The sequence below is a fragment of the Paenibacillus sinensis genome, assembly GCF_019904155.1.
Lineage (GTDB): Bacteria > Bacillota > Bacilli > Paenibacillales > Paenibacillaceae > Paenibacillus_AQ > Paenibacillus_AQ sinensis.
Genome location: NZ_JAHCMB010000116.1, coordinates 71,111 through 92,883 on the forward strand (window position 1 = coordinate 71,111; position 21,773 = coordinate 92,883).

The following is a 21,773-nucleotide window of genomic DNA, read 5'->3' on the forward strand; positions in this document are numbered from 1 at the left end:
CCCAGAATCAGATTGGAGGCTGTTTGTGTGCCTGTGCTAACCATTCAACCCAATGAAACCTATATACTTTCGATTCTCAAGAAGCTGCTGGAAACGCCAAGCCCGACCGGCTACACCCACACCATCCTGAAGCTCCTGGCTGAAGAAGCGGCTGCGCTTGGTGTCGCCCTGTCCTGGAATGAAAAAGGCGGCCTGATCCTCAGTGTGGGCGGGCTCGACCCGTCCCGGACCATCGGACTGAGCGCCCATGTCGATACGCTGGGAGCAATGGTTCGTTCAATTCGCACGGACGGCACGCTCCGCCTGACCTCGGTTGGCGGATTCACGATGTACAGCATCGAGAATGAGTACTGTCAGATTCACACCCGAAGCGGGCTGACCTACACGGGAACCATCCTTTCCACTCGTCCTTCCGCTCATGCATACCCTGCCGAAGCCCGGGACATCAAGCGTGCGGAAGAGAACATGATGGTCCGCATCGACGAAATCGTTAACAGCAAGGACGATGTGCTGAAGCTCGGCATCGGGCACGGCGATTTCGTATCGTTCGAGGCGCGGCCGGTGTTTACACCGAGCGGGTTCATCAAATCACGCCATCTCGACGACAAGGCCAGCGTAGCAGCCCTGTTCGGTCTGCTGGAGAGCATCAAGCGTGAAGGCTGGAAACCGCTGCATAATCTGAAGCTGCTCATCTCGAATTACGAGGAAGTCGGGCACGGCGCTTCCTGGATACCCGGCGAGATCAGCGAGCTGATCGCTGTCGATATGGGTGTTCTGGGCGATGACCTGAACTGCAAGGAAACAGATGTCTCGATCTGCGCCAAGGATTCCTCGGGGCCGTACGATTACATCATGACCGGCAAGCTCATCGACCTGGCTCACGGTCTCGGCATCGCCCATGCGGTAGACATTTATCCGCATTATGGATCGGACGCTTCCGCCGCCCTCCGTGGCGGAGCGAATATCCGGGCCGCACTGATCGGCCCGGGGGTCCACGCGTCCCACTCCATGGAGCGTACACATAAGCAGGCCGTGCTTAATACGGCCAAGCTGCTCGCCGCCTACGTGGGAGCGAACTAAGACATGCCATACAGCCCGGCCTGCCGAAAGCGGCCGGGTTCTCTTTTTCGGATGCAAAATATTAGGAAAATGCTTCGGTTAGGGGGGTACAATTGGACACACAGTATTATTTAAATCGTGCCGTAGAGTTGTTTAAAGAGGAAATGGGCAGTAATTTGGTTGGTGTTTATCTACACGGTTCTCTGGCAATGGGATGCTTCAACCCCAATCAAAGTGATATCGACCTATTGATTGTTGCTCAGGAGAAGCTATCAACTGAAAATTGTAAGCGTATTGCAAAAAAACTTCTAGCACTCCACGAAAGCTTGCCCAATGAACGTGGAATTGAGTTAAGCATTATTCTGGAATCCTACTTAAAAGACTTTCTTTACCCGACACCATTTGAGTTTCACTACTCTGACTACCATCGAGAGAAATATCAAACCGATGAGAATTACATCTGCGGAGGATTTGAAGACCCGGACTTAGCAGCTCATATTGTTGTTGCCTATCATCGAGGGATTGAGTTATACGGCAAAGCAATTCGAGAGGTTTTTTATCCAATTGATCAGCAGTATTATGTTAAGTCAATCTTTTCAGATATAGAGAGTGCGTCAACAGATATCATCGAATCGCCTGTGTATTTCACACTGAATCTTTGCCGAGTGCTGTACTTTCTTAAAGAAGGGGTTGTGTCTTCTAAAAAAGAAGGTGGAGAGTGGGGGATATGTGTATTGCCCTCAGAGTATCGTCAAGATATCCAACGCTGTCTTAATGAATACTGTGGAACCGCAGATAATTCCGAATTTGATATTGAAAAGTTAAAAGTCTTTGCCAGCTACATGATAAGTGAAATTAAACAATCCATCGAATAAAAATCAAACGGCACTTCAGATATAAAATTCTGAAATGCCGTTTTTCATAAATCTCTCTAATCCCACCGATCACCGGGAAAAATCTGCTCCAAATGATGCTTCAGATGGTCCACATAGTCCCCGATCAGCCATTCAAGACTAACCTCGGTCCCGTCAGGAAGACGGCATAGCTGCGGCAGCACCGATTCGGGCAGGCCGGACACCACGCGCAGAACCGATTGATTGAGGCTGACCCACAACGCCAGAACCTCTTCGGCAGACGCTTCGTTATACCGCCCGGCTTCCACCCAAACATTCTGGTTGTATGGAGCAATAATCAGCGGCCCGGACTGGCCCTGAATCGATACGAAGCGATTGAGATTGTTCATGGCAGAATCGCACAGATGCCCCAATACTTGAAGACGCGACCATTTGCCCTCGGCGCGGGGCTTCTTCACTTCCTCATCGCCAAACTGCCGAAATCTTCGCGGGACTTCATGCAGCAGATTTTTCAGATCGGATTCCGCTTGCAATGTCATAACATTGGCTCATTCCCTTCTCTTCCCGTAACTTCAACTCTAAGTATTCCGGTTATATACAAAGGGCATCCGGCTCTTGGCGAGCCGAATGCCTTTCGATAACCGCAGCCGAAACCCGGCTGGGGATTTCCCTTATCCTTATTTCACGTAACTCGTGGCCGCTTTGCAGAAGCGCTCCAGCGCCTCTGTCAGAATGGATCTCGGGCAGGCAACATTGATCCGGAGATAGCCTTCTCCCTCGCTGCCATATACCGAGCCTTCATTAAATGCGACCCCTGCCTCACGGTACATCAGTCTCTTCAAGCCTGCACCATCGAGACCGAGATTCCGGCAGTCCACCCACAGCAAATAAGTAGCTTCAGGCTTCATCGGTTTGACCTGGGGCAGATTCTGGGCCAGATAATTGACCGCATATTCGATATTGGCGTTCAGATAAGCAATCAGCTCATCCAGCCACTCTCCGCCCTTGCGGTAGGCGGCTTCAACGGCGTCCTGAGCGAAATAGCTGGCCATATGAAGGCTCAGTGTCTTGATCCGTGCTTCAAATTTCCGTTTGATCTCAGGACTGGACGCCACGATGAACGAGGAATGAATACCGGGCAGATTGAACGTCTTCGTAGGCGCCAGCGCCATCAGCGTGATATCCGAGATTTCCTTGGACAGGGAGGCGAATGGAATATGCTTGTGGCCGGGGAGCGCCAGATCGCAGTGAATCTCGTCGGAGACGACAGTTACGCCGTACTGCAGGCAGAGCTCGCCCAGACGAAGCAGCTCCTCGCGCTCCCATACCCGGCCACCCGGATTGTGGGGGCTGCACAGCAGCAGCAGCTTGGCGCCGTTCTTCATCAGACCTTCCAGCTGCTCGTAGTCCATCTCGTAACGACCGTTCCGGATGACAAGCGGATTGTCGGCAACCTTGCGGCCGTTCAGTTTGATCACATCATAGAACGGGTAGTAGACCGGAGACTGAAGAATCACCTCGGCCCCCGGCTCGCTGAATAGATCGACCGCAAGGCTCAGCGTTGTGACAATACCCGGAGACTGCGCGATCCACTGCGACGGGATATCCCAGCCATGCCGGGTTCCGAACCAGCCTTGAATCGACTCTATGTACGATTCGCTGCTGATGCTGTAGCCGTAAATGCCATGTTCAGCACGGTGGACAAGCGCTTCCTTGACCGCAGGCGGGCTTTCAAAATCCATATCCGCTACCCACAGCGGCAAAATATCCTTGCTTCCGAACAACTTCTCGGCTTGATCCCATTTGTAGGAATGCGTGTTGGTCCGGTCCAGGACACGGTCAAAATCATACGTCAAAGCAGCCACCTCATTTTTTGATTTTTTTGTCTTCAAAAAAGTGCGGAAGCAATGGCTCTACTCCCACTTCCGGTCAAGATTGTCGGCGTAGAAGGCGATTGCCTTCGCATATTCCGCAATTCCCGGATCAGCGGAGGTGCCGGCGAGCAAATGAAGAAGAATACTCGCCGCCCGCTCATGCTTCCCGAGATTATACAGCGTCATGGCGTAAAAAACGCGAAGCTCGCGGTGCTCGGGATATTCAGCCATAGCCTGCTCAAACAGGCTTCTGGCCTTGTCGTATTCGCCAAGCGTCCGGTATGTACTGCCCAGCCCCAACAGGGCGCCGGGCCGAAGATGTTCGGCCAATCCTGCGGACAGGCCACGTTCATAGTAAGGCACTGCCTGGCGCTCCAGCCCCAGGACATCATGACACCAGGCGATCTGGTACAGCAGCTCTGCGTACAGGTAATCCTCTTCCGTAACCCGATTCCAAGCGGGCTGGCCGCTAATGGGATTACCTTCCACAGGCGTTATGCCGTAGGGTGTACGGCAGGCTTCGTATTCCTCCAGCAGCAATATCAGCTTCGCTCTTGCCTCATCCGCGCGCCCCGCTTCACGCAGCCGAACCGCTTCCTCCAGCTTCAAGCGCATGGCCGATCCCCCTTCTGGCAGAATCTGTCAGGATTTGCTCGCGGCAATTCGTTCCGCCAGCTCATTCAGGTAGGTCCAGCGGTCCATCAGCCGCTCCAGCTCCGCCTCGGCAGCCTGCTGCTCCTGCATAAGCTCCTGAAGCTTGGCGGAATCTGCAAAAGCGGCCTCCATCTGCGCCGCGATGGAAACAAGCCGCGCCTCCGCCTTCTCGACGAGACTGTCGATCTCATCGTACTCCCGCTGCTCATTGAACGAGAATTTCAGCTTCTCCTTCGCAGGCGCGGCAGGAGCCTTTCGCTCATCGACCGCCGCCATCCCTGAAGCCTGGCTTCCTCCGCTCTGCGCGGTCGGAACAGTCTTGCCCGCAGGAGCAGCGCTCCGGGCCGGCACATTGGCGACCACCCATTCCTCATACTCGCTGTAGTCGCCGACATGCACCCGGATGCTACCGTCTTCGAAGGCGATGATCTTGTCCACCGTCCGGTCAAGGAAGAACCGGTCATGCGATACGGTCAGCACGACACCGGGAAATTCATCCAGGTAGTCTTCCAGAATGGCCAGCGTGCCAATATCAAGGTCATTGGTCGGCTCGTCCAGCAGCAGCACATTGGGCGCCCCCATCAGCACGCGAAGCAGGTAGAGCCGCCGTTTCTCGCCGCCCGACAGGCGGGAGATCGGCGTCCACTGCATGGCGGGCGGGAACAGGAAGCGTTCCAGCATCTGGGCCGCCGTAATCGAGGAACCGTCGGCGGTCTTCACCACCTCCGATTCTTCCTTGATGTACTCGATCACCCGGAGAGAATCATCCATCTCCTGATGCTCCTGCGTGAAATAGCCGAGCTTGACGGTAGGTCCCAGTACGACCTCCCCGCTGTCCGGCTGAAGTTTGCCGGCGATCAGATTCAAGAGCGTCGATTTGCCGCTGCCGTTCGGTCCGACGATGCCGACGCGGTCCCGCGGAACGGCGATGTAGCTTAAGTCCGGGATCAAGATCCGGTTTCCGAGCGACTTGGATAGATGCTCGATCTCCAGAATTTTACGGCCCAATCGGGTCGATGCAGCAGAGATTTCCAGCTGGCCTGAAGGCGTGATGCCCGTCTGCTCTTTCAGATTCTCGAAGCGCTCGATTCTCGCCTTCTGCTTCGTAGAACGCGCCTTTGCGCCCCGCCGAATCCAGGCAAGCTCGCTGCGCAGCAGATTGCGGCGCTTCTGTTCCGACGCCGCCTCCCTCTCCTCGCGCTCGGCCTTGAGCTCCAGGAACCGGGAATAGTTCGCCTCATAGCGGAATATACGACCCTGATCCAGCTCCAGCATGACTCCGGCGACCCGCTCCAGAAAATAGCGGTCATGGGTAACCATCAGCAAGGCGCCGCGCCGCTTCTGCAAATACTGTTCCAGCCAGGCGACAGAAGCCGTATCAATATGGTTCGTGGGCTCGTCGAGAATCAGCAGCTCGGACGGTGTGATCAGCGCCGCGGCAAGCGCGACACGCTTGCGCTGTCCGCCGGAGAGCGCGCTCATCTTCTCGTCAAAGCGCTGAATTCCCAGCTTGGACAGGACGCTCTTCGCTTCGCTCTCGAGGTGCCAGACGCCCGCCGCATCGATCTCCTGGCTGCGGCGCACCAATTCCTGCTCCAGCTTGGCATTGCCTGGATCGGCCTCCAGCAGAGCTGTGGTCTCCATATACCGTCTCATCACCGCAAGCTCCGGATTATCTCCTGCGAATACTTGCTGCAGCACGGTATAGTCGGGATTGAATGGAGGATTCTGCGACAGAAATTGGACCCGGACATCGTTGCCGATGGCGATCTGCCCCGCATCGGCTGTCTCGACTCCGGCAATGATCCGCAGCAGCGTCGATTTGCCTGTCCCGTTGACGCCGATCACTCCGATCTTGTCGCGTTCATCCATCCCGAACGACGCGTCGTCAAACAGCACTTTCTCTCCGTAGCTCTTGGCCAGATGTTCTACGGTCATTATATTCATGATGATTTCTCGCCTTCCGTGCCATAAATTGAGGACTCATGCCCCTGTCCGGCGCCATCCTTGGCCTCTCCGGACGACATGCCCGTACCGCAGCCGGCTCCCCGAAGGAACAGACCGGCTGCGAACTCCGCCCGCTTGACCACATCTTCTTCCGTAAAGGACGGCTCCAGCAGAATATCCATCTTCAGTCTATCCAGAGAGCCGATAAAGGCCTGTGCCATCAACTGAGGTTCGGCTGTTCCAGCCTGCATCAGCACCTCCATCACAACTTCCATATAATCTTTGATGAAGGAAGCCATATACGCTATCAGCTCCGGGCTGCTGCCCGAAGTCCGGAAGAAGAGCTTCGTATGGCGCTTTCGTTCATAATAATACATCAGATGATGGCCCGCAATCAGTGACAGACAGCCAGACAGATCCCGCAGCCCGTCCAGCCGGTCCCGCAGCCCGTTCAGAAATTCATCGCAGTCCCTGCGGGTCACGGCCATGAACAGTTCTTCCTTGCTCGAAAAATACAGATAAACCGTGCCCTTGGCGATTCCCGCAAGCTCGGCCACCTGTGAAATCTTCGCTTCATGGAACCCCTCGGCTCCAAACACTTCATATGCCGCATCCAGAATCGCCGCATGCTTATGCTCGGATATCTTTCTCAGAGCGGTTCACCCCCTCGCCTGCACAAACATTCAAACAATAAAAGAAAAAGCCCCCTGCTCAGCTCAGGCCGCCGATCAGCAGAGCGGCGGCACCGCCCGCAAGGGAGCTTAGCGCGTTCACGGCGTCGTTGCTCATCCAGCGCCAGCCTCTCGCATGAACCGTCGGCTTCCCGCAATGCACGGAGTTCTCCACCTCGCGGCCGCATACTGTGCAGCGATTCATCTTCTGGACCGTCGCGCCGAGCAGCGAATCGGCGAAAGCGCCGACCAGTCCGCCCACAAGTCCGGCAGCAGACCAAACGACCAAACCCCCGGTTTCCATTCCGGACCAGGTTCCCAGAACCCAGGAGGCAGCGCCGATCATAAGCCCGCCTGCTGCGGCCGCCAGTGTACCCGGCAGCGACACACCCCCGGAGGCCCCGGTCGGCAGCACCCGGCCGGTCAGAACCGACCGGGGCGGCTTCGCGCTCAGGGTGCCGCACTCCGTTGCCCACGTATCCGCCGTTACGGTCGCCATAACGCCGATGAAGAGCCACTGCCAGACCGGCTGCGGCGAGATCGCGTACAGCAGCACAAACAGCATGCCTAGACCGCCATTCGCGAATACCTGGCCGGCATCACGCCGGCCGGTCTTCGCGTAATCCCGTTCCAGCTCCTCCTTGCGGTCCGCCTTAAGCCTCGACAGCAGACTGGAGGATATGAAGAACAGCAGCAGAATGCCGAACCAGAAGGCGCTGCCTGCTCCGAAATAAACCGTGCCCATCAGGACGGCGGCCACCATTCCGGACAAGCTCAGCGAGCCTTTCATGTAAGCCGCTCCGGCTACCAGCAGGGCGCCGAGCAAGCCGATGATCCACAGCATGTCGTCAACTCGCTTTCAGATCGTAGAAGACCACAATCATCCGATCAGGCAGGTGCCCATCAGCCGATCGCCCCAATACAGCTCAAAAGAGTCGCCCGCAACCGTAGGCCCCACGCCGGCTGGCGTTCCGGTGAAGATAACATCGCCTTTGCCCAGCCCATAGCGGGTTCCGACGAAATCCACGATAGTCTGCAGCGGGAAAATCATGTTCTTGATGTTCCCGCGCTGCACTTCCTCGCCGTTCTTGATCACGGTGAAATCGGTCGCTTCCAAATCTTCCACCGGGGGGAAATCAATAAACGGAGTCAGAGGCGCCGCGTTTCGGAAGCCCTTGGCCGGAGTCCAGGGAAGCCCCTTCTTCTGCAGGTCGTTGTGGATATCCCGCAGCGTAAAGTCCAGACCCAGTGCCATGGCGTCCACCAGCTCAGCTACGGTCATGCCAGGCTTGTAGTCGCGAGCGATCCGAATGACCAGCTCGCCTTCGTAATGGACTTGTCCGGAAGTCTTGGGCAGCTGAATGGTTTCTTTGTCGAGAGGTACGGCCGCATGGGAAGGCTTCATGAAAATAAGCGGCTCGGTCGGCACTTTGTTGCCAAGCTCCTCCGCATGAAGCTTATAATTTCTTCCTACACAGTACAGGTTGTTTACAGCAGCACACATGAACATTCAGCTCTCTTTCCGTCGGTTATTGGTTATGCTTCAAGCTTCCAAGAACGTCTCGCCCCATATGTCCGGACGGTTCGTACATATCATTATATCAGAATGCATGTCCGCCAGGCGACGCATCTCTTTTGCCTTATTCACCGTCCAGGCCATAATCCCGATACCGCGTCCTGACAGGAACCGGGCGAGTCCTGGCGTCAGACGGGAGAAGCTGATGGATAAAAAGGAGCAGCCAAGCGCCCGTACACGCCCGGCGGGATCGCCCCAACGGGAATCGAAGATGAGTCCTCTCCGTACGGACGGGTCCGCTTCTCCGATCCGGTCAAGCGTGCCGGGATCGAACGAAGTCAGCACCGCCTCTTCCTTCATGCCGCAGGCAGACAGCATTTCCGAAACCTTGCGCTCGATGCCGGGATACAGATTCCCCGAATTTTTCAGCTCAATGTTGAGCTTCAGCCTGCCCCGGCACAACTCCAGCACTTCTTCAAGTGCCGGGATACGTTCTTCGCGGAAGTCCCGGCTCTTCCATGACCCGGCGTCCAGCCGCCGGATATGGCTGTAGATCATATCCTTCACCTTACCGTGTCCGTTCGTGGTGCGGTCCAGCGTATAGTCGTGGATGACGACGGGAACCCCGTCCTTGGTCAGTTGGACGTCGATCTCCATCCAGGTCACAAAGGGCAGCTCCATTGCCTTGTGGATGGCTGCCAGCGTGTTCTCCGGCGCTCTGCCGGAGAATCCCCGATGGGCAACACATAAATTATGGTTCATCTCGAAGCCCTCCTGATTGGATGGTGGCAGGCCCAAACTATCTTCCGGCATCCGTTACCATGCCGTTCTTATTGATATTTACCCTTCCCGCGGACAGAGATTCCATGCGTTTCAGCAGCGCCTGACCGCTCGTCTCGTTCATCGGGACAGGCCGTCCAAGCTCGGCATCCACAGGGATCAGCTTCATGGAGCATTGGCCTTTGGCGGTGCATTTCGCCTGAAACACGGCGCTTTCCCAGGTTGTCTTCACTGAAGAGCGTGAAAAAATGAAGTTGCCCGTGCTGTAGGCAATCCATTTGCCCTTATAAGGCTCGATGCCCTGAAGCACATGCGGATGCCCGCCGATGACCAGATCGGCCCCCGCATCGATGAAGCTGTGGCCCATCGACTGCTGCTGCTCACTGTAATTGTTCACCCGCTCCTGGCCCCAGTGAACGACTACGGCGACAATATCCGCCTTCTTCTTGGCGGCGGCAATCGCCTGAACTGCCGCATCCAGCGAGTAAGCCGACGCGACGCCCGGCTTGCTCTTGCCTGCCGCCCAGCTTGCTTCCGGCATTACCCTTGTGAAACCGAGCAGGGCAATCGTGACGCCGTTGCGCTTGAAATACTGGGCTGAATAAGCTTCTGAGGCGTTCTTCCCGGCGCCGACATAAGGAATGCCGGCCTTGCTCAGATTGTCCAAGGTATCCAGAAGTCCCTGCTCGCCCTTGTCGAGCGTGTGATTGTTCGCCAGATTGACAGCGTCAATGCCCGCCGCCTTCAGGGGAGCCAGCGCCTGGGGCGAGGACTGGTACACATAGGTTTTGTTCGCCGCTGTGCCCCGCGTCGTCACCGGCGTCTCCAGATTGACGACCGATAGATCGTCATGCTTGAAGAGACCGTTCAGCGCGCCGTACGGATAGCCGTAGCCCTGCTTGCCCAGCAGTTCGCCGACCTTGCCGGCGAACATGACATCGCCGGCGAAGCTGATCGTGACGGCGCCCTTCTCGCCGGCCGGCAGCCCGGCGATCTCTCCGCTTCCGCCGGAGCCTTCGGCCGGCGGTGCGGCGTCAGCCGAAGCGGGGGCTTCGCCCGCATCGGCTGACGGCTGAGGCGAGTCCGCAGGTGACGGACTCGCTTCAGCCGCGGATTCGTCCGCCGCCTGAACGGCGGACGCAGGCGTTGCAGCGGATGGCGAAGCCTCCGCTGAGGGGGCGGCCGCAGGCGAAGCGGCGGCCGGGGATGGTTTCGCCGTCGCCTTCGGAGACGGCGACGGCGCGGCGGCGATGGCGGACGCCGCCGGGGACGGCTGCGGCGGCGGGCTGACAGCCGCCGCTGGCGTCTCTTGCGCGCCGGATTCAGGCGGCGCGCCGTCGACCCGCGCATGCCCGCTGTAGAAATAATAGATCAGCAGAATCGTAATCAGCACCATAAGGCTGATATTGATCCAGGACCATACCCGGCTGCGGCGCTGCTTGCGTGTTGTTTTGCTTCTTTTTTTGCTGGATCTGGGGGAATACATATTAACTAGAGCTCCTTTTCCTGCTAAACTCGTTTCATTATATCACAATCTATGAAGTAGAATCCCCCGCCGGGCATAGCAAAAGCCGGCCCGTTCAGCCGGGCCGGCTCATGATTAAGACGCAAAGGATGATACACTCTATTGATAGTTTGATAGATTTACAAGACAAAATTCAACCTTACATACAGCAAATGTCCAGACCCGCTTCACAGATTTTCAGCCGCAGCTTTCGCCGTCAGCTTGGCGAATTTGATGCAGTCCGGCATGCCAATACCGTCATAGCCGGCTCCGAACACATGCACACCCGGCAGCAGGGAAGCCAGATCCTGTCGCAGACCGGCAATATTAGCCGGATGCCCGACCGGATACTGCGGCATCGACTTTGGCAGCCGCGTGATTTCCGTGAACAGCGGCTTCGCCGTAATGCCCATCACCTCGCGCAAATCCTTGCGGACAAGCTCCTCAAGCGCTTCATCCGGGAGCATCGCGTTCTGCTCGTCCCCCGACCGGCCGACATAGCAGCGGAGCAGCACATTGCCCTCGGGGCTTGTGTGCAGCCACTTGGCCGACGTCCAGGTGCAGGCCGTGATGTTCCGGTTCTCCTTGCGGGGAACAAGAAAGCCCGAGCCGTCGAAGTTGCCGTCCATCTCTTTGCCGGAGAACGCCATAACCACATTGGCTACCGACACATAGTTGACGGCCTCGAGCGCCGCCACATTGATATGCGGGCGAAGCAGCTCGGCCGCTGCGAAGTTCGGCACCGTTATGTAGATTTCGTCAGCGGGAAGAAGCTCTCCGCCTTCCAGTTCCACCTCATAACGCGAGCGGTCTTCACTGCCCGGAGCATAGACGGCGGTCTCGGCCACCCGGTCATGAATCGCCAAGACGGGTGCCTGCGTCCGTAAATCCACATCATGCAGCTCGTGGATCAAGGCGTGGACCAGGCTCTGCAAGCCCTGACGGAACGTCAGAAATGCGCTTTTCTTAGTGCCGGTATGTGTCTCCTGCGGTTTTCTTCCCGTTCTCATGCCGCGGATCAGGCTGCCGTACTGCCGCTCGATCTCACCGAACTGCGGGAACGTGGACTGCAGGCTGATTTTGCGCATGTCTCCGGCATAAATACCTGCCAGCAGAGGCTCCGTCATGTTCTCCAGCACTTCCGTGCCAAGCCGCCGCTCAATGAGGTCGCCCAGCGATTCATCTTCCTCCGACCTGCGGGCCGGAAGCACGTAATCCATCAGGGCCCGCATTTTGCCGGAGAAGGAGACCAGCCCGCTGGACATGAAAGGCCGGATCTCCGTCGGAATGCCGAGGACAAGCCCGGCCGGCATCGGGTGCAGCTTGCCCCGCTGCAGGATATAGGTCTTCTTCGCGTTCGGATTCGTCGTGACCAGATCATGGTCGAGCTCCACCTCTTTGGCTAGGTCGGTCATTTCCGACTTCCGGGCCAGGTAGGAATCCGGCCCTTTCTCGATGACGAAGCCCTCTTTATGCAGCGTCTCGATCTTGCCCCCGAGCGTCCGCTCCTTCTCAAGCACCGTGATAACCGGCTGCACGCCGGCTTCCTTGTAGAACTTGCGGACATAGAAGGCGGCGCTAAGTCCGCTGAGCCCGCCTCCGATAATGACAACCTTGCGGCTCTTCCCCCCGCTCATGAACGGTCCGCCTTCCATTGCTCCGCCTTGCTTCTGACAACATCGCTCAGCACTTCCATGTAGCCCGGATCACTGTTCAGCGATTCGATGCGCATAAGCCGCATGTCCAGCTCGGCCGCAATGTCCTGCGCTTCGATATCAAGGTCATACAGCACTTCCAGATGGTCGGATACGAACCCGATGGGCGCGGAGAGCACGTATTTGACCTGCTCTTTGCTCAGCTCGCGGAGCGTGTCGAGAATGTCCGGACCGAGCCAGGGTTCAGCCGTTCTGCCCGCACTCTGCCAGGTGAACTGCCAGTTCTTCACGCCCGTCTTGTCCGCAATCGCCTGCGACGTCTCCAGCAGCTGATCACGGTACGGATCGCCCATGGCAAGAATCCGCTCCGGAAGACTATGCGCACTGAACAGCACGCGGACCTCATCACGTCTTGCTCCCGCTTCCTCGAACTCGTCCAGGCGCCGGGAAAGACGGCTTGCAAGCACCTCGATCAGCTTCGGATGGAGATGATAGCTTTCGATAAAATCCATTTCGACTCCAAGGCTTTCCGCTTTCTCCTTGGCGCGCTTGATGTAGCCGCCGACGCTCATGACGGAATAATGCGGCGCCAGCACAATGCCTACCGCCCGCTTAATGCCCTGGTCCGCCATGGCTTGAACGCCGTCTTCGATGAACGGATGGGCATGCTTAAGCCCCTGGAAGCAGACATACTCCGCTTCAGGGTCCCTGTTGTCCTTATTCAGCGCTTCCTGGAGCGCCTCCACCTGGCGGTCTGTGTTCTCCCGAAGCGGAAACACGCCGCCCACAATGGCTTCGTACCGGTCTTTCAATTCTTTAAGCTGTTCAGGCGAGGGCGGGTTGCCCCGCCGGATATGCGTATAGTAGGCTTCGACACCGTCCAGACTTTCAGGAGTGCCGTAAGACATCACGAGAACGCCGATTTGGGTAGTCACCTTGAATCACCTCATGCGATTTAGTATAACAGCAGTTTTGTTCAGCAGTCATTCTTGTCCACAACAGTTATACGTGGGAACGGCCGGCCAGCGCAGTCCGCGAATACTCATGGATATAATCCGTCAGCTCCCGGAGAACGTTCAGGGAAGCCTCGGGAAACAACCCGTGTCCCAGATTGAAAATATAGCCCGGTTCAGAAATCCCCTCGTCGATCAGCGCCTTCGCACGCTCCTTGATCAAGTCCATCGGCGCGGTAAGAACATACGGGTCCAGATTGCCCTGCACGGCGAATCCGCCGCCCGTTCTGCGGCGTCCTTCCGTCAGGGATACCCGCCAATCGAGTCCGATCACATCGGCCTGAAGATTCCGCAGCGCAGGCAGAAGCTCGCCGGAGCTGACGCCGGGGAAATAAATTTTCGGTACATCCAAATGGCTCAATTCGGCAAAAATACGGATGATCGTCGGCAGCACATAGGTTTCGAAATCCTGCGGCGCAAGCGCTCCGACCCAGCTGTCGAACAACTGGAAGGCTTTGCCTCCATTGGCGATGTGAGCCTTCAGGTAGGCGATCACCATATCGCCGAGCTTGTCCATCAGCATATGCCATACCCCAGGCTGTGTATACATCAACTCTTTGGTGCGGAAATAGCTCTTGGACGGCCGTCCTTCGATCAGATAGCTGGCGATGGTAAAAGGAGCGCCGGCGAACGTGATCAGCGGCACGTCCAACTCCCGGTCGAGAATCCGGATCGTCTCCAGAATATGGCCGAGATCGCCCTCGACATCGATGGGCTTCAGCCGTTCCACGTCCGCTGCGCTGCGGATCGGCTGCTCGATGACCGGACCGGTATTTTTGACAATATCGAACTTCACGCCCAGGGACGCGACCGGATTCATTATGTCCGAGTACAGTATCGCGGCATCGACTCCCAGCTTGCGCACCGGCATCAGGGTTACCGTTGCTGCAAGCTCGGGCTGACGGCATATTTCAAGAAGCGAGTATTTCTCTTTGATCTTGCGGTATTCCGGATCGTAGCGGCCCGCCTGCCGCATATACCATACGGGGACATGCTCCGTCTCCTGCTTCTTGCAGGCGCGGATAAAAGTATCGTTATAGGTCATGATCGAATCTCCATATGATTTAGTAAAAATTTTCTCAAAATATATTATGCCCTTTTTCAAAGGCTGTAACAATAGTCACACCTGACAAGCCATGACAAAACCATGACATTAACCGGGGGCTTTCTCAGGTTCCATGTCAAACTATGGTATACTATGGGAATGTTGCCTTCGTGAACTCTTTGAATTTTGAAAGGAAGTGAAACAAGCACATTGAACAAACGCAAATCATGGGAAACCTGGCAGATCAATCTCTATGTGCTTTGGTTCGGACAATTTCTGGTCAACGCCGGCATGACGATGATTACCCCGTTCCTGTCCTTATATCTGGCGCAGGATTTGGGTGTGACGGGAAATGCGGTCGGCGTCTGGGCGGGGATTATTTTTTCGGCCAATTTTATGACATCCTTCCTGTTCCAGCCGCTCTGGGGCTCCCTATCGGATAAATACGGCCGCAAGATCATGCTGCTCCGCTCCGGCTTCGGCATGGCTATCGTCATCATGCTCATGGGCTTCGCCCAGACGCCATGGCAGCTCCTGCTGCTCCGGCTTCTCAACGGCACGATTTCGGGCTTCAACCCCGCCTCCATCTCGCTGATCTCCGGAACGACGCCGAAGCACCGCATGGGCTTCGCCATGGGACTGATGCAGTCGGGCTCCGTAGCCGGAACGATACTCGGACCGCTGATCGGCGGAGCGCTGGCGGACTGGATCGGCTTCCGTCCGATTTTTTATGTCATTGGCGCGCTGCTCTTCCTGGCTTCCCTGCTTGCGCTCTTTCTCGTGAAGGAGAATTTCAACCGCGAGGAGGCTGCGCACAAGCCGCAGGTATCCACCATGGAGGGGCTCAAGGATCTCGTGAAGGTGCCCCAGCTTCCGGCCCTGTTCACCGTGACCTTCCTGATCCAATTTGCCATGATCAGCCCGATGGCCCTGCTTCCGCTCTATGTGGAGAAGCTGCACGGGACGGCCGTCAACATCGCATTCTGGGCCGGGGTCGTCAGCGCGGTGACGGGGATTTCGAATATGATCGCCTCGCCGGTGCTCGGCAAGCTCAGCGACAGGATCGGCGCTCACCGGATACTGACTTACGCCTTGATCGGAACTTCACTGTTCCTGATTCCCCAGGCTTTTGTCGGAAGCGTCTGGCAGCTGATACTTGTGCGCTTCCTGATGGGGGTGTTCATGGGCGGACTGCTCCCGAGCGTCAATGCGCTGATCCGTTCTTATACGCCGGACGGCAAGGAAAGCCGGGCCTTCGGGTTCAACAGCAGCACGCTGGCGCTCGGCAACATGACCGGCTCCCTGATCGGCGGGTTTCTGGCCGGATACATCGGGATCGAGGGACTGTTCATCGTATCCGGCGCAATGCTGCTGATCAACACCGTCTGGGTCCGGTTCAAATTGTATGACGCCACCCCGCTACGGCTGTTTCGCTAAAGAGAGGGACCAACAGGAACAAGCCCCGTTCGTCTACACGGGGCTTTGGGATAACTCTTGTAAATTCGGACTGACGCCTAACAGGCTGTTTGATTGATGCACAGGTATGCTGTGTCCCGTTACGCTGCTTCAAGGTACATCGTGTCCCGGCGTGGCAGCCTTTACGGGCAAAGTACTCATTCAATAAATCGAGCCGGATCAGAGTGCTGGCCCATGCGTACTCATCGAGCTATCCAGCTTGAATAGACTACAGTCCCTTGCGCGTGCTTATTGCTGCCGTTATTTCACGATAGCGAGTACAAGTCCGTCATAGGCGGGCAGCATCGTGCTGGTCAGGCGGCTGTCGCGGGCGATAGTGTCATTAAAGCGTCTCATCGCCTGCACAGCCGGCCCGTTCTTATCGGAATTCAGCGTACGTCCCCGCAAAAACACATTATCACCCGCGATCACCGCCCCCGGGCGGGCCAGTCTGATCGCATACTCCAGGTAATTCGGATAATTCTCCTTGTCGGCATCGATGAAGAAGAAATCGAAGGTCCGCCCTTCCCGCTCCAGTCCGGCCAGACTCTCCAAGGCAGGTCCGACACGGTATTCCACCATATTCCCGAAGCCGGCTAGCTTAAGATGCCGGTTCGCCATCTCCGCATATTCCGTCTTCAGCTCAAGCGTAGTCAGCGTTCCGGCTGAAGTCAGCCCCCGGGCCAGATAAATTCCGCTGTATCCGCCGAGCGCCCCGATTTCAAGCACGGCCTCCGCGCGTGAGAGCGAAACCAGCATGCTTAAGAGCCGGCCGTAGCCCGGCGCCACAGACACCTCCGGCATTCCGTTCTCCCGAATCGCTTCCTTGACCTTAAGGAGCAGCTCGTCCTCTTCATACAACTGCTCGCTATATTGCTCCTGTCTTTGATATTCATCCTGATTCAGCATGCTTGCTTCTTCTCCTTTTATTGCGGTTTGTTTGTATGAAAGGCTAAATCCTCTGTCTTCTCGCTCATTTGCTGTGGTCAAGCGCCCTGCATGGCACTTCTGTTCAGTACATGGCTCCTTCCTCAAGCAAAAGGCGTTGTGATGTCCCTTTCCTTCGCCTATACTAAGAGAGCCGGAAATCGCCGGCCGATGATTACTTATAGATTTTAAAGGCATAAACCGCCTATTTACAAGCAATGGAGTTGAGATTCTTTTGAGCAAACTGCAGTTGATCGCCACCGCCCCGATGGGTCTGGAGGCTGTTGTCGCCCGCGAACTGAACGAGCTCGGCTACGAGACGGTCACCGAGAACGGCCGAGTCCTCTTCAGCGGAGACTATATTGATATTTGCCGCTGCAATCTGTGGCTGCGCACCTCGGACCGGGTGCTGGTCAAGATGGGCCAGTTCCCGGCGACTACCTTCGACGAGCTGTTCGAGGGCGTCAAGGCACTGCCTTGGGAGGAATGGATTCCGGAGCATGGCGAGTTCCCCGTGGAGGGACGCTCGCATAAATCCAAGCTCACCAGCGTTCCCGCAGCTCAAGGCATCGTGAAGAAAGCGATTGTCGATAAGCTGAAGATGACGTACCACACCGACTGGTTCCCGGAGAACGGGCCCCGCTATGTCATTGAAATGACTCTGCTGAACGACATCGCATTGATCACGCTGGACACGACGGGACCGGCGCTTCACAAGCGGGGCTACCGCAAGCTCATTACCGAGGCTCCGCTTAAGGAAACGATGGCAGCCGCCATGCTGAAGCTAAGCCGCTGGAACGGCAGCCGCCCTCTCTACGACCCCTGCTGCGGCTCGGGAACCTTCCTGATCGAGGCCGCCATGATGGCCTGGAATATCGCACCGGGTCTGCGGCGGTCGTTCCCGTCCGAGCACTGGCCCGTCATCCCGGCCGAAGCGTGGGCGCAGGCACGGGAGGAAGCCTTCGACGCCGTTAAGGACGACCTTCCGCTGCAGCTTGCGGGCAGCGATATTGACCCGAAGGCGATCGAGATCGCCCGGGCCGCCGCGAAGAGCGCGGGTCTGTCCGGCGAGATCGCCTTCTCCGTCCTGCCGGCCGCCAAGGCGAAGCCGGAGGGCGAATACGGCTGTCTCATCACGAATCCGCCGTACGGCGAGCGGCTTGGCGACAAGGAGGAGGTCGAGAAGCTGATCCGGCAGCTCGGCCTGATGTTGGCCCAGCTTCCGACCTGGTCCTTCTTCGCGCTGAGTCCCGCGAAGCAGTTCGAGCATTACTTCGGCCGAAAAGCGGACAAGCGGCGGAAGCTATATAACGGCCGGATCGAATGCCAGTTATATCAGTATCTCGGCCCGCTGCCTCCTCGTCCGCCGCGAGAGTCGGAGCAGCAATAGGATCAATAATGCGAAATGCCCCCGGACCGGGGGCTTTTTTCTTAATCAAGAAACTTTTCTGATCGGTAACCACAGCTTAAAACCAGCCAGCTCACCATTACCGCTAAACCACTCATTTGTGAAAATATGCTCTTCATAATAAGGTCTGTCTGCCAGATCGAATTCATAGCCGCCCATTTCCTTCAAGCATTGAGACATGACTCCATAAGATCGCTGCATGGATGATCCTATATCAATTGTTCCATCTGCCTGGAATTCATTCAAAACAACATCACCTATCAGAAACAATCCTTTTGGAGCATCACAAATAGCAGCCTCTAAGAATGATTCCTGGCATCCCTCATCTTCCAGCAGAAACATCTGTGCCAAATATTCATGTGTACCCTCTTCTTCGTTAGGTTGATGCGGTTGTCCCTTGGGATGATGTCCTTTTGGTGCACATCCTATAAATCTTCGTGCTTGATAATCATTCACATTCCGGACAACCCAGTCACGGAGTTGATTCCATGCCGCTTCTTCGGGAGCACGGCAATTCACATAGAAAGAAACTACACGCTCCAGATGATGTTCCTCAATCCGTATCAATGGTTTTTTTCCAACATTATACTGGCCCCCGCTAATTGTTATTTCAATAGAGATGGGTTCATATCTGTTATATATGCCTTGAATCCGGGCTTTTGTAGGATTTACTCCGTGAAAAGCCTGGAATGCCCTTGTAAAGGCTTCGGGTGATTCATAGCCATATTTTGAAGCAAGATCGATGATCTTGATATCGCTGTTTAATAATTCACAAGCAGCAAGCGACAGCCTTCTGCGTCTTATGTATTCTGCAATCGGGACATCGGCGATAAAAGTGAACATTCTTTGGAGGTGAGACTGTGAACAACAAGCGATACGCGCCACTTCAGTCAAATCTATCTTTTCATAAATATGTGATTCAATATATCTCAGAGCATCATTCATTTTTTTCAACAATTCCATATTCCTTCACCTCGGAAAAAGTATAGCATATACTTTCTCGGAGAACCTTGCAGTATAAGTATACTGCTGCAAGGTTATTAGGAGCCACTCACTTTCCTCATCCACCAATAGACATGCCTGCAGCCATGTATCAGTATCTCGGCGCGCTGCTATAACAATAATCTCCCACAAAGCAACAGGCAGACCGCATTCAGCGCGGTCTGCCTGGTTTATGTTCACGGGAGTTGGGCATGTCCCTGTTTATCATGAACGATGAGCCGGTTCTGGATCACTGTCCTAGAACAGCAGGTCATCCGGATGGGTACCGGTGCGAATTCCTTTGTCCATGGAATCAAGGATCTCAAGCTCTTCGGGAAGAAGCTCAAAATCAAAAATCTCGCTGTTCTCTTTGATCCGGGAAGGAGTCACGGATTTGGGAATCGTGATGATGTCCGACTGAAGCTGCCAGCGGAGAATAACCTGGGCCGGTGATTTGCCGTATTTGGCCGCGATCGGCTGAAGCTCGGTAAGCTCTTCCAGATTCCCCCGCATCAGCGGAGACCAGGCCTCGATCTGAATGTTGTTCAGCAGGCAGAAATCATGCAGCGGGCGCTGTCTGAGCCGGGGATGCAGTTCAACCTGATTGACGGCGGGAACGGTTCCGCTTACCTGCATAAGCGCCTCGAGGTGATGAATCTGAAAGTTGCTGACGCCGATCGCCCGCACACTGCCTTCCTCTAGCAGGCGTTCCAAGGCACGCCAGGTATCCTTGTATTTCGTCACTCCCGGCCAGTGGATCAGGTACAGATCGACCATCTCCAGACCCAGCAATTCCCGGCTTCGTTCAAAAGCGGCCAATGCCTTATCGTACCCCTGATCATCGTTCCAGACTTTCGTCGTGATGAACAGCTCGTTACGGCGGATGCCCGAGCCCCGGATTGCCCGTCCGACCTGGGCTTCATTTCCGTATAGAGATGCCGTATCAATACTGCGATATCCTATTTCCAACGAGGCTTCTACCGCGCGCTCTACTTCATCGCCCGATGCCTTATAGGTTCCAAGTCCAAAGCGCGGCATTGCCACGCCATTATTCAACAGGATTGTATCTGTTAAACCTTTCATGTAGGTTCCTCCTTCTATGTACAAGATGCGCGCCCGGGCGCTTCATCAGCACCGACATTATACCATGTTCCCCCGCTTACCCGAAATTCGAGTCAAGGGCAAACCATTTCCCGCTATGAATCCCTCCAAGCCCGGCGGCCCCGCCAGCATATGCAAGCAAAACGGCCGTCACCGCGGCTCAATACCGCAGGCAACGGCCGGATTCGGACCAGTCAGCAACCTGGACTTGCTTGCCAATCTTACTGCTTCACAGCGGGCTGCTTGATGAACGGCTCCACTTTCTTCAGAACTTCATCCTCAGTCGGCGCGCTGATATAACGCCCGTTGATGTAGATGAACGCACGCTTGCCGCAGGGACCGCAATAAGACTTGCAGCCGATTTGGATCTCGGCGTCCGGAGCCATTTTGCGGAGCTTGGACAGAACGCTCTTCACGCTCATATAATTGCATTTGTCGCAGATGCGGATATCGTTAGCCATTGCATTTCCTTTCTATGACGATCGGACGATTTCGGCCGGGGTAAGCTCCCGGATTAGTGATCGCCGTGGTTGCCCTGCGAAGGATTCGTAATGACGAAGCCTTCCTGCGGGAAATACAGATAGTCGATCTTGACTCCGTCCAACAGGGGCTGATTCTTCTCCAAAATGACGTCGATTTCCTTGTCCGTCGGGATCACTTCGTCGTTCTCCTTGGGCGTGTCCAAATCAAGGCCATAATGGGCATGATCGCCATGGGCGTGCGTAATCAGCACACGAAGCTTCAAATCCTTGTTATCCTCAAGATCCATCTGTTTCTTTATCACTTTAGCCGCGTTGCGGGTAATTTTAACTTTCATGATCCGTCCATCTCCTGACCACTGTATTGAAATACTCAGTACTCTATTTTAAAGGAACTCAGCTTGAAAATGCAACACCAAAAAATGATCAGTGCCTTAGCGAAGGATATTTCCGGTCCATTCTGGAGACGAACCAGGCCATCAGCAGCATCGATACCCCGATGTCGTCAATCGGCATGAAGGGCATAACGTCCGGCAGCACCCAGTACAGGGCGACAGGGACTACGAACAATAGCTTGTCCGACAGCGATACCCGTGGAGATGCTACATAACGCCAGGTGCCGCGCAGCACATTGGACCAGCCCTTGAGCGACAGCAATTTCTTCAGTTTCAATTGGGTTCTCCTTCCGCATCCTTCCTCCGGTTACCGGCAGGCCAGGATTCAGCCGTATTTGTTGAAGAAGGGGGAACTCCCGCTCCCCCTCTCACAATACGCAGCATTCGCCAAAATGTTTCAAATTCCATTTATTCGGACCTGTGTCAATCGGATTTGCATCAGTCGGTTTGATCAA

At 55.8% G+C, this 21,773-nt stretch carries 22 protein-coding genes; 4 read left to right on the forward strand and 18 right to left on the reverse strand.

Translation table 11 applies throughout. The annotated features are described in order from the left end of the window. The first annotated feature begins 33 nt into the window (after nt 1–33). Nucleotides 34–1,080, forward strand: coding sequence for a M42 family metallopeptidase (locus KIH86_RS11625; protein WP_223088597.1), 1,047 nt, complete (start codon nt 34–36; stop codon nt 1,078–1,080). Nucleotides 1,081–1,172: 92 nt separating this feature from the next. Then, entirely contained in the window at nt 1,173–1,934 is a 762-nt protein-coding gene (locus KIH86_RS11630; protein WP_235775376.1) for an aminoglycoside adenylyltransferase domain-containing protein, read from the forward strand. A gap of 56 nt (nt 1,935–1,990) precedes the next feature. On the opposite strand, the gene KIH86_RS11635 is transcribed toward KIH86_RS11630, so the two are convergent. The 12 genes from KIH86_RS11635 to hemE all read right to left on the reverse strand — a co-directional run bounded on the left by KIH86_RS11635 (nt 1,991) and on the right by hemE (nt 14,572). Next, a complete protein-coding gene (locus KIH86_RS11635; RefSeq protein ID WP_223088561.1) occupies nt 1,991–2,452 on the reverse strand; it encodes a DinB family protein in 462 nt (153 codons plus the stop codon). Nucleotides 2,453–2,590: 138 nt separating this feature from the next. Then, nucleotides 2,591–3,769: a MalY/PatB family protein gene (locus KIH86_RS11640; protein ID WP_223088562.1), complete on the reverse strand. Its 1,179-nt coding sequence runs from the start codon at nt 3,767–3,769 to the stop codon at nt 2,591–2,593. A gap of 57 nt (nt 3,770–3,826) precedes the next feature. Further along, a complete protein-coding gene (locus tag KIH86_RS11645) occupies nt 3,827–4,402 on the reverse strand; it encodes a tetratricopeptide repeat protein (protein ID WP_223088563.1) in 576 nt (191 codons plus the stop codon). Between the two features lie 27 nt (nt 4,403–4,429). Next, entirely contained in the window at nt 4,430–6,388 is a 1,959-nt protein-coding gene (locus tag KIH86_RS11650) for an ABC-F family ATP-binding cassette domain-containing protein (protein ID WP_223088564.1), read from the reverse strand. Further along, nucleotides 6,385–7,041 carry a TetR/AcrR family transcriptional regulator gene (locus KIH86_RS11655; RefSeq protein ID WP_223088599.1) on the reverse strand — a complete coding sequence of 219 codons (657 nt, stop codon included), beginning with the start codon at nt 7,039–7,041 and terminating at the stop codon, nt 6,385–6,387. The genes KIH86_RS11650 and KIH86_RS11655 overlap by 4 nt, the downstream gene beginning before the upstream one ends. Nucleotides 7,042–7,099: 58 nt before the next feature. After that, nucleotides 7,100–7,903, reverse strand: a complete 804-nt coding sequence (locus KIH86_RS11660) for a DUF92 domain-containing protein (RefSeq protein ID WP_223088565.1) — start codon at nt 7,901–7,903, stop codon at nt 7,100–7,102. A gap of 36 nt (nt 7,904–7,939) precedes the next feature. Continuing rightward, nucleotides 7,940–8,563 (reverse strand): fumarylacetoacetate hydrolase family protein, encoded by a 624-nt coding sequence (locus KIH86_RS11665; RefSeq protein WP_223088566.1) that lies wholly within the window; start codon nt 8,561–8,563, stop codon nt 7,940–7,942. A 39-nt stretch (nt 8,564–8,602) separates the two neighbouring features. Beyond that, nucleotides 8,603–9,337 (reverse strand): glycerophosphodiester phosphodiesterase, encoded by a 735-nt coding sequence (locus KIH86_RS11670; protein WP_223088567.1) that lies wholly within the window; start codon nt 9,335–9,337, stop codon nt 8,603–8,605. A gap of 37 nt (nt 9,338–9,374) precedes the next feature. Further along, nucleotides 9,375–10,841, reverse strand: coding sequence for a CapA family protein (locus tag KIH86_RS11675; protein ID WP_223088568.1), 1,467 nt, complete (start codon nt 10,839–10,841; stop codon nt 9,375–9,377). Nucleotides 10,842–11,047: 206 nt separating this feature from the next. Next, nucleotides 11,048–12,496: a protoporphyrinogen oxidase gene (gene hemG, locus KIH86_RS11680; RefSeq protein WP_223088569.1), complete on the reverse strand. Its 1,449-nt coding sequence runs from the start codon at nt 12,494–12,496 to the stop codon at nt 11,048–11,050. Next, nucleotides 12,493–13,449: a ferrochelatase gene (hemH, locus tag KIH86_RS11685; protein ID WP_223088570.1), complete on the reverse strand. Its 957-nt coding sequence runs from the start codon at nt 13,447–13,449 to the stop codon at nt 12,493–12,495. The genes hemG and hemH overlap by 4 nt, the downstream gene beginning before the upstream one ends. 67 nt (nt 13,450–13,516) lie before the next feature. Further along, nucleotides 13,517–14,572: a uroporphyrinogen decarboxylase gene (gene hemE, locus KIH86_RS11690; RefSeq protein WP_223088571.1), complete on the reverse strand. Its 1,056-nt coding sequence runs from the start codon at nt 14,570–14,572 to the stop codon at nt 13,517–13,519. Between the two features lie 210 nt (nt 14,573–14,782). Here hemE and KIH86_RS11695 point away from each other — a divergent pair, with 210 nt between their 5' ends. Further along, complete coding sequence (locus KIH86_RS11695) at nt 14,783–16,009, forward strand: MFS transporter (protein ID WP_235775378.1); 1,227 nt, start codon at nt 14,783–14,785, stop codon at nt 16,007–16,009. Nucleotides 16,010–16,288: 279 nt separating this feature from the next. On the opposite strand, the gene KIH86_RS11700 is transcribed toward KIH86_RS11695, so the two are convergent. Further along, complete coding sequence (locus KIH86_RS11700; protein ID WP_223088572.1) at nt 16,289–16,936, reverse strand: O-methyltransferase; 648 nt, start codon at nt 16,934–16,936, stop codon at nt 16,289–16,291. 253 nt (nt 16,937–17,189) lie between these two features. Between KIH86_RS11700 and KIH86_RS11705 the strand changes: the two genes are divergently transcribed. Beyond that, a complete protein-coding gene (locus tag KIH86_RS11705) occupies nt 17,190–18,344 on the forward strand; it encodes a THUMP domain-containing class I SAM-dependent RNA methyltransferase (RefSeq protein ID WP_223088573.1) in 1,155 nt (384 codons plus the stop codon). Between the two features lie 45 nt (nt 18,345–18,389). On the opposite strand, the gene KIH86_RS11710 is transcribed toward KIH86_RS11705, so the two are convergent. The 5 genes from KIH86_RS11710 to KIH86_RS11730 form a co-directional block, all read right to left on the reverse strand. Continuing rightward, nucleotides 18,390–19,325 (reverse strand): helix-turn-helix transcriptional regulator, encoded by a 936-nt coding sequence (locus KIH86_RS11710; protein ID WP_223088574.1) that lies wholly within the window; start codon nt 19,323–19,325, stop codon nt 18,390–18,392. Between the two features lie 276 nt (nt 19,326–19,601). After that, nucleotides 19,602–20,426: an aldo/keto reductase gene (locus KIH86_RS11715; RefSeq protein WP_223088575.1), complete on the reverse strand. Its 825-nt coding sequence runs from the start codon at nt 20,424–20,426 to the stop codon at nt 19,602–19,604. A gap of 239 nt (nt 20,427–20,665) precedes the next feature. Further along, nucleotides 20,666–20,905: a DUF1450 domain-containing protein gene (locus KIH86_RS11720; protein WP_223088576.1), complete on the reverse strand. Its 240-nt coding sequence runs from the start codon at nt 20,903–20,905 to the stop codon at nt 20,666–20,668. Between the two features lie 53 nt (nt 20,906–20,958). Beyond that, nucleotides 20,959–21,261, reverse strand: coding sequence for a HesB/IscA family protein (locus tag KIH86_RS11725; protein ID WP_223088577.1), 303 nt, complete (start codon nt 21,259–21,261; stop codon nt 20,959–20,961). Between the two features lie 88 nt (nt 21,262–21,349). Then, nucleotides 21,350–21,595: a hypothetical protein gene (locus KIH86_RS11730; RefSeq protein ID WP_223088578.1), complete on the reverse strand. Its 246-nt coding sequence runs from the start codon at nt 21,593–21,595 to the stop codon at nt 21,350–21,352. Nucleotides 21,596–21,773: the final 178 nt, after the last annotated feature.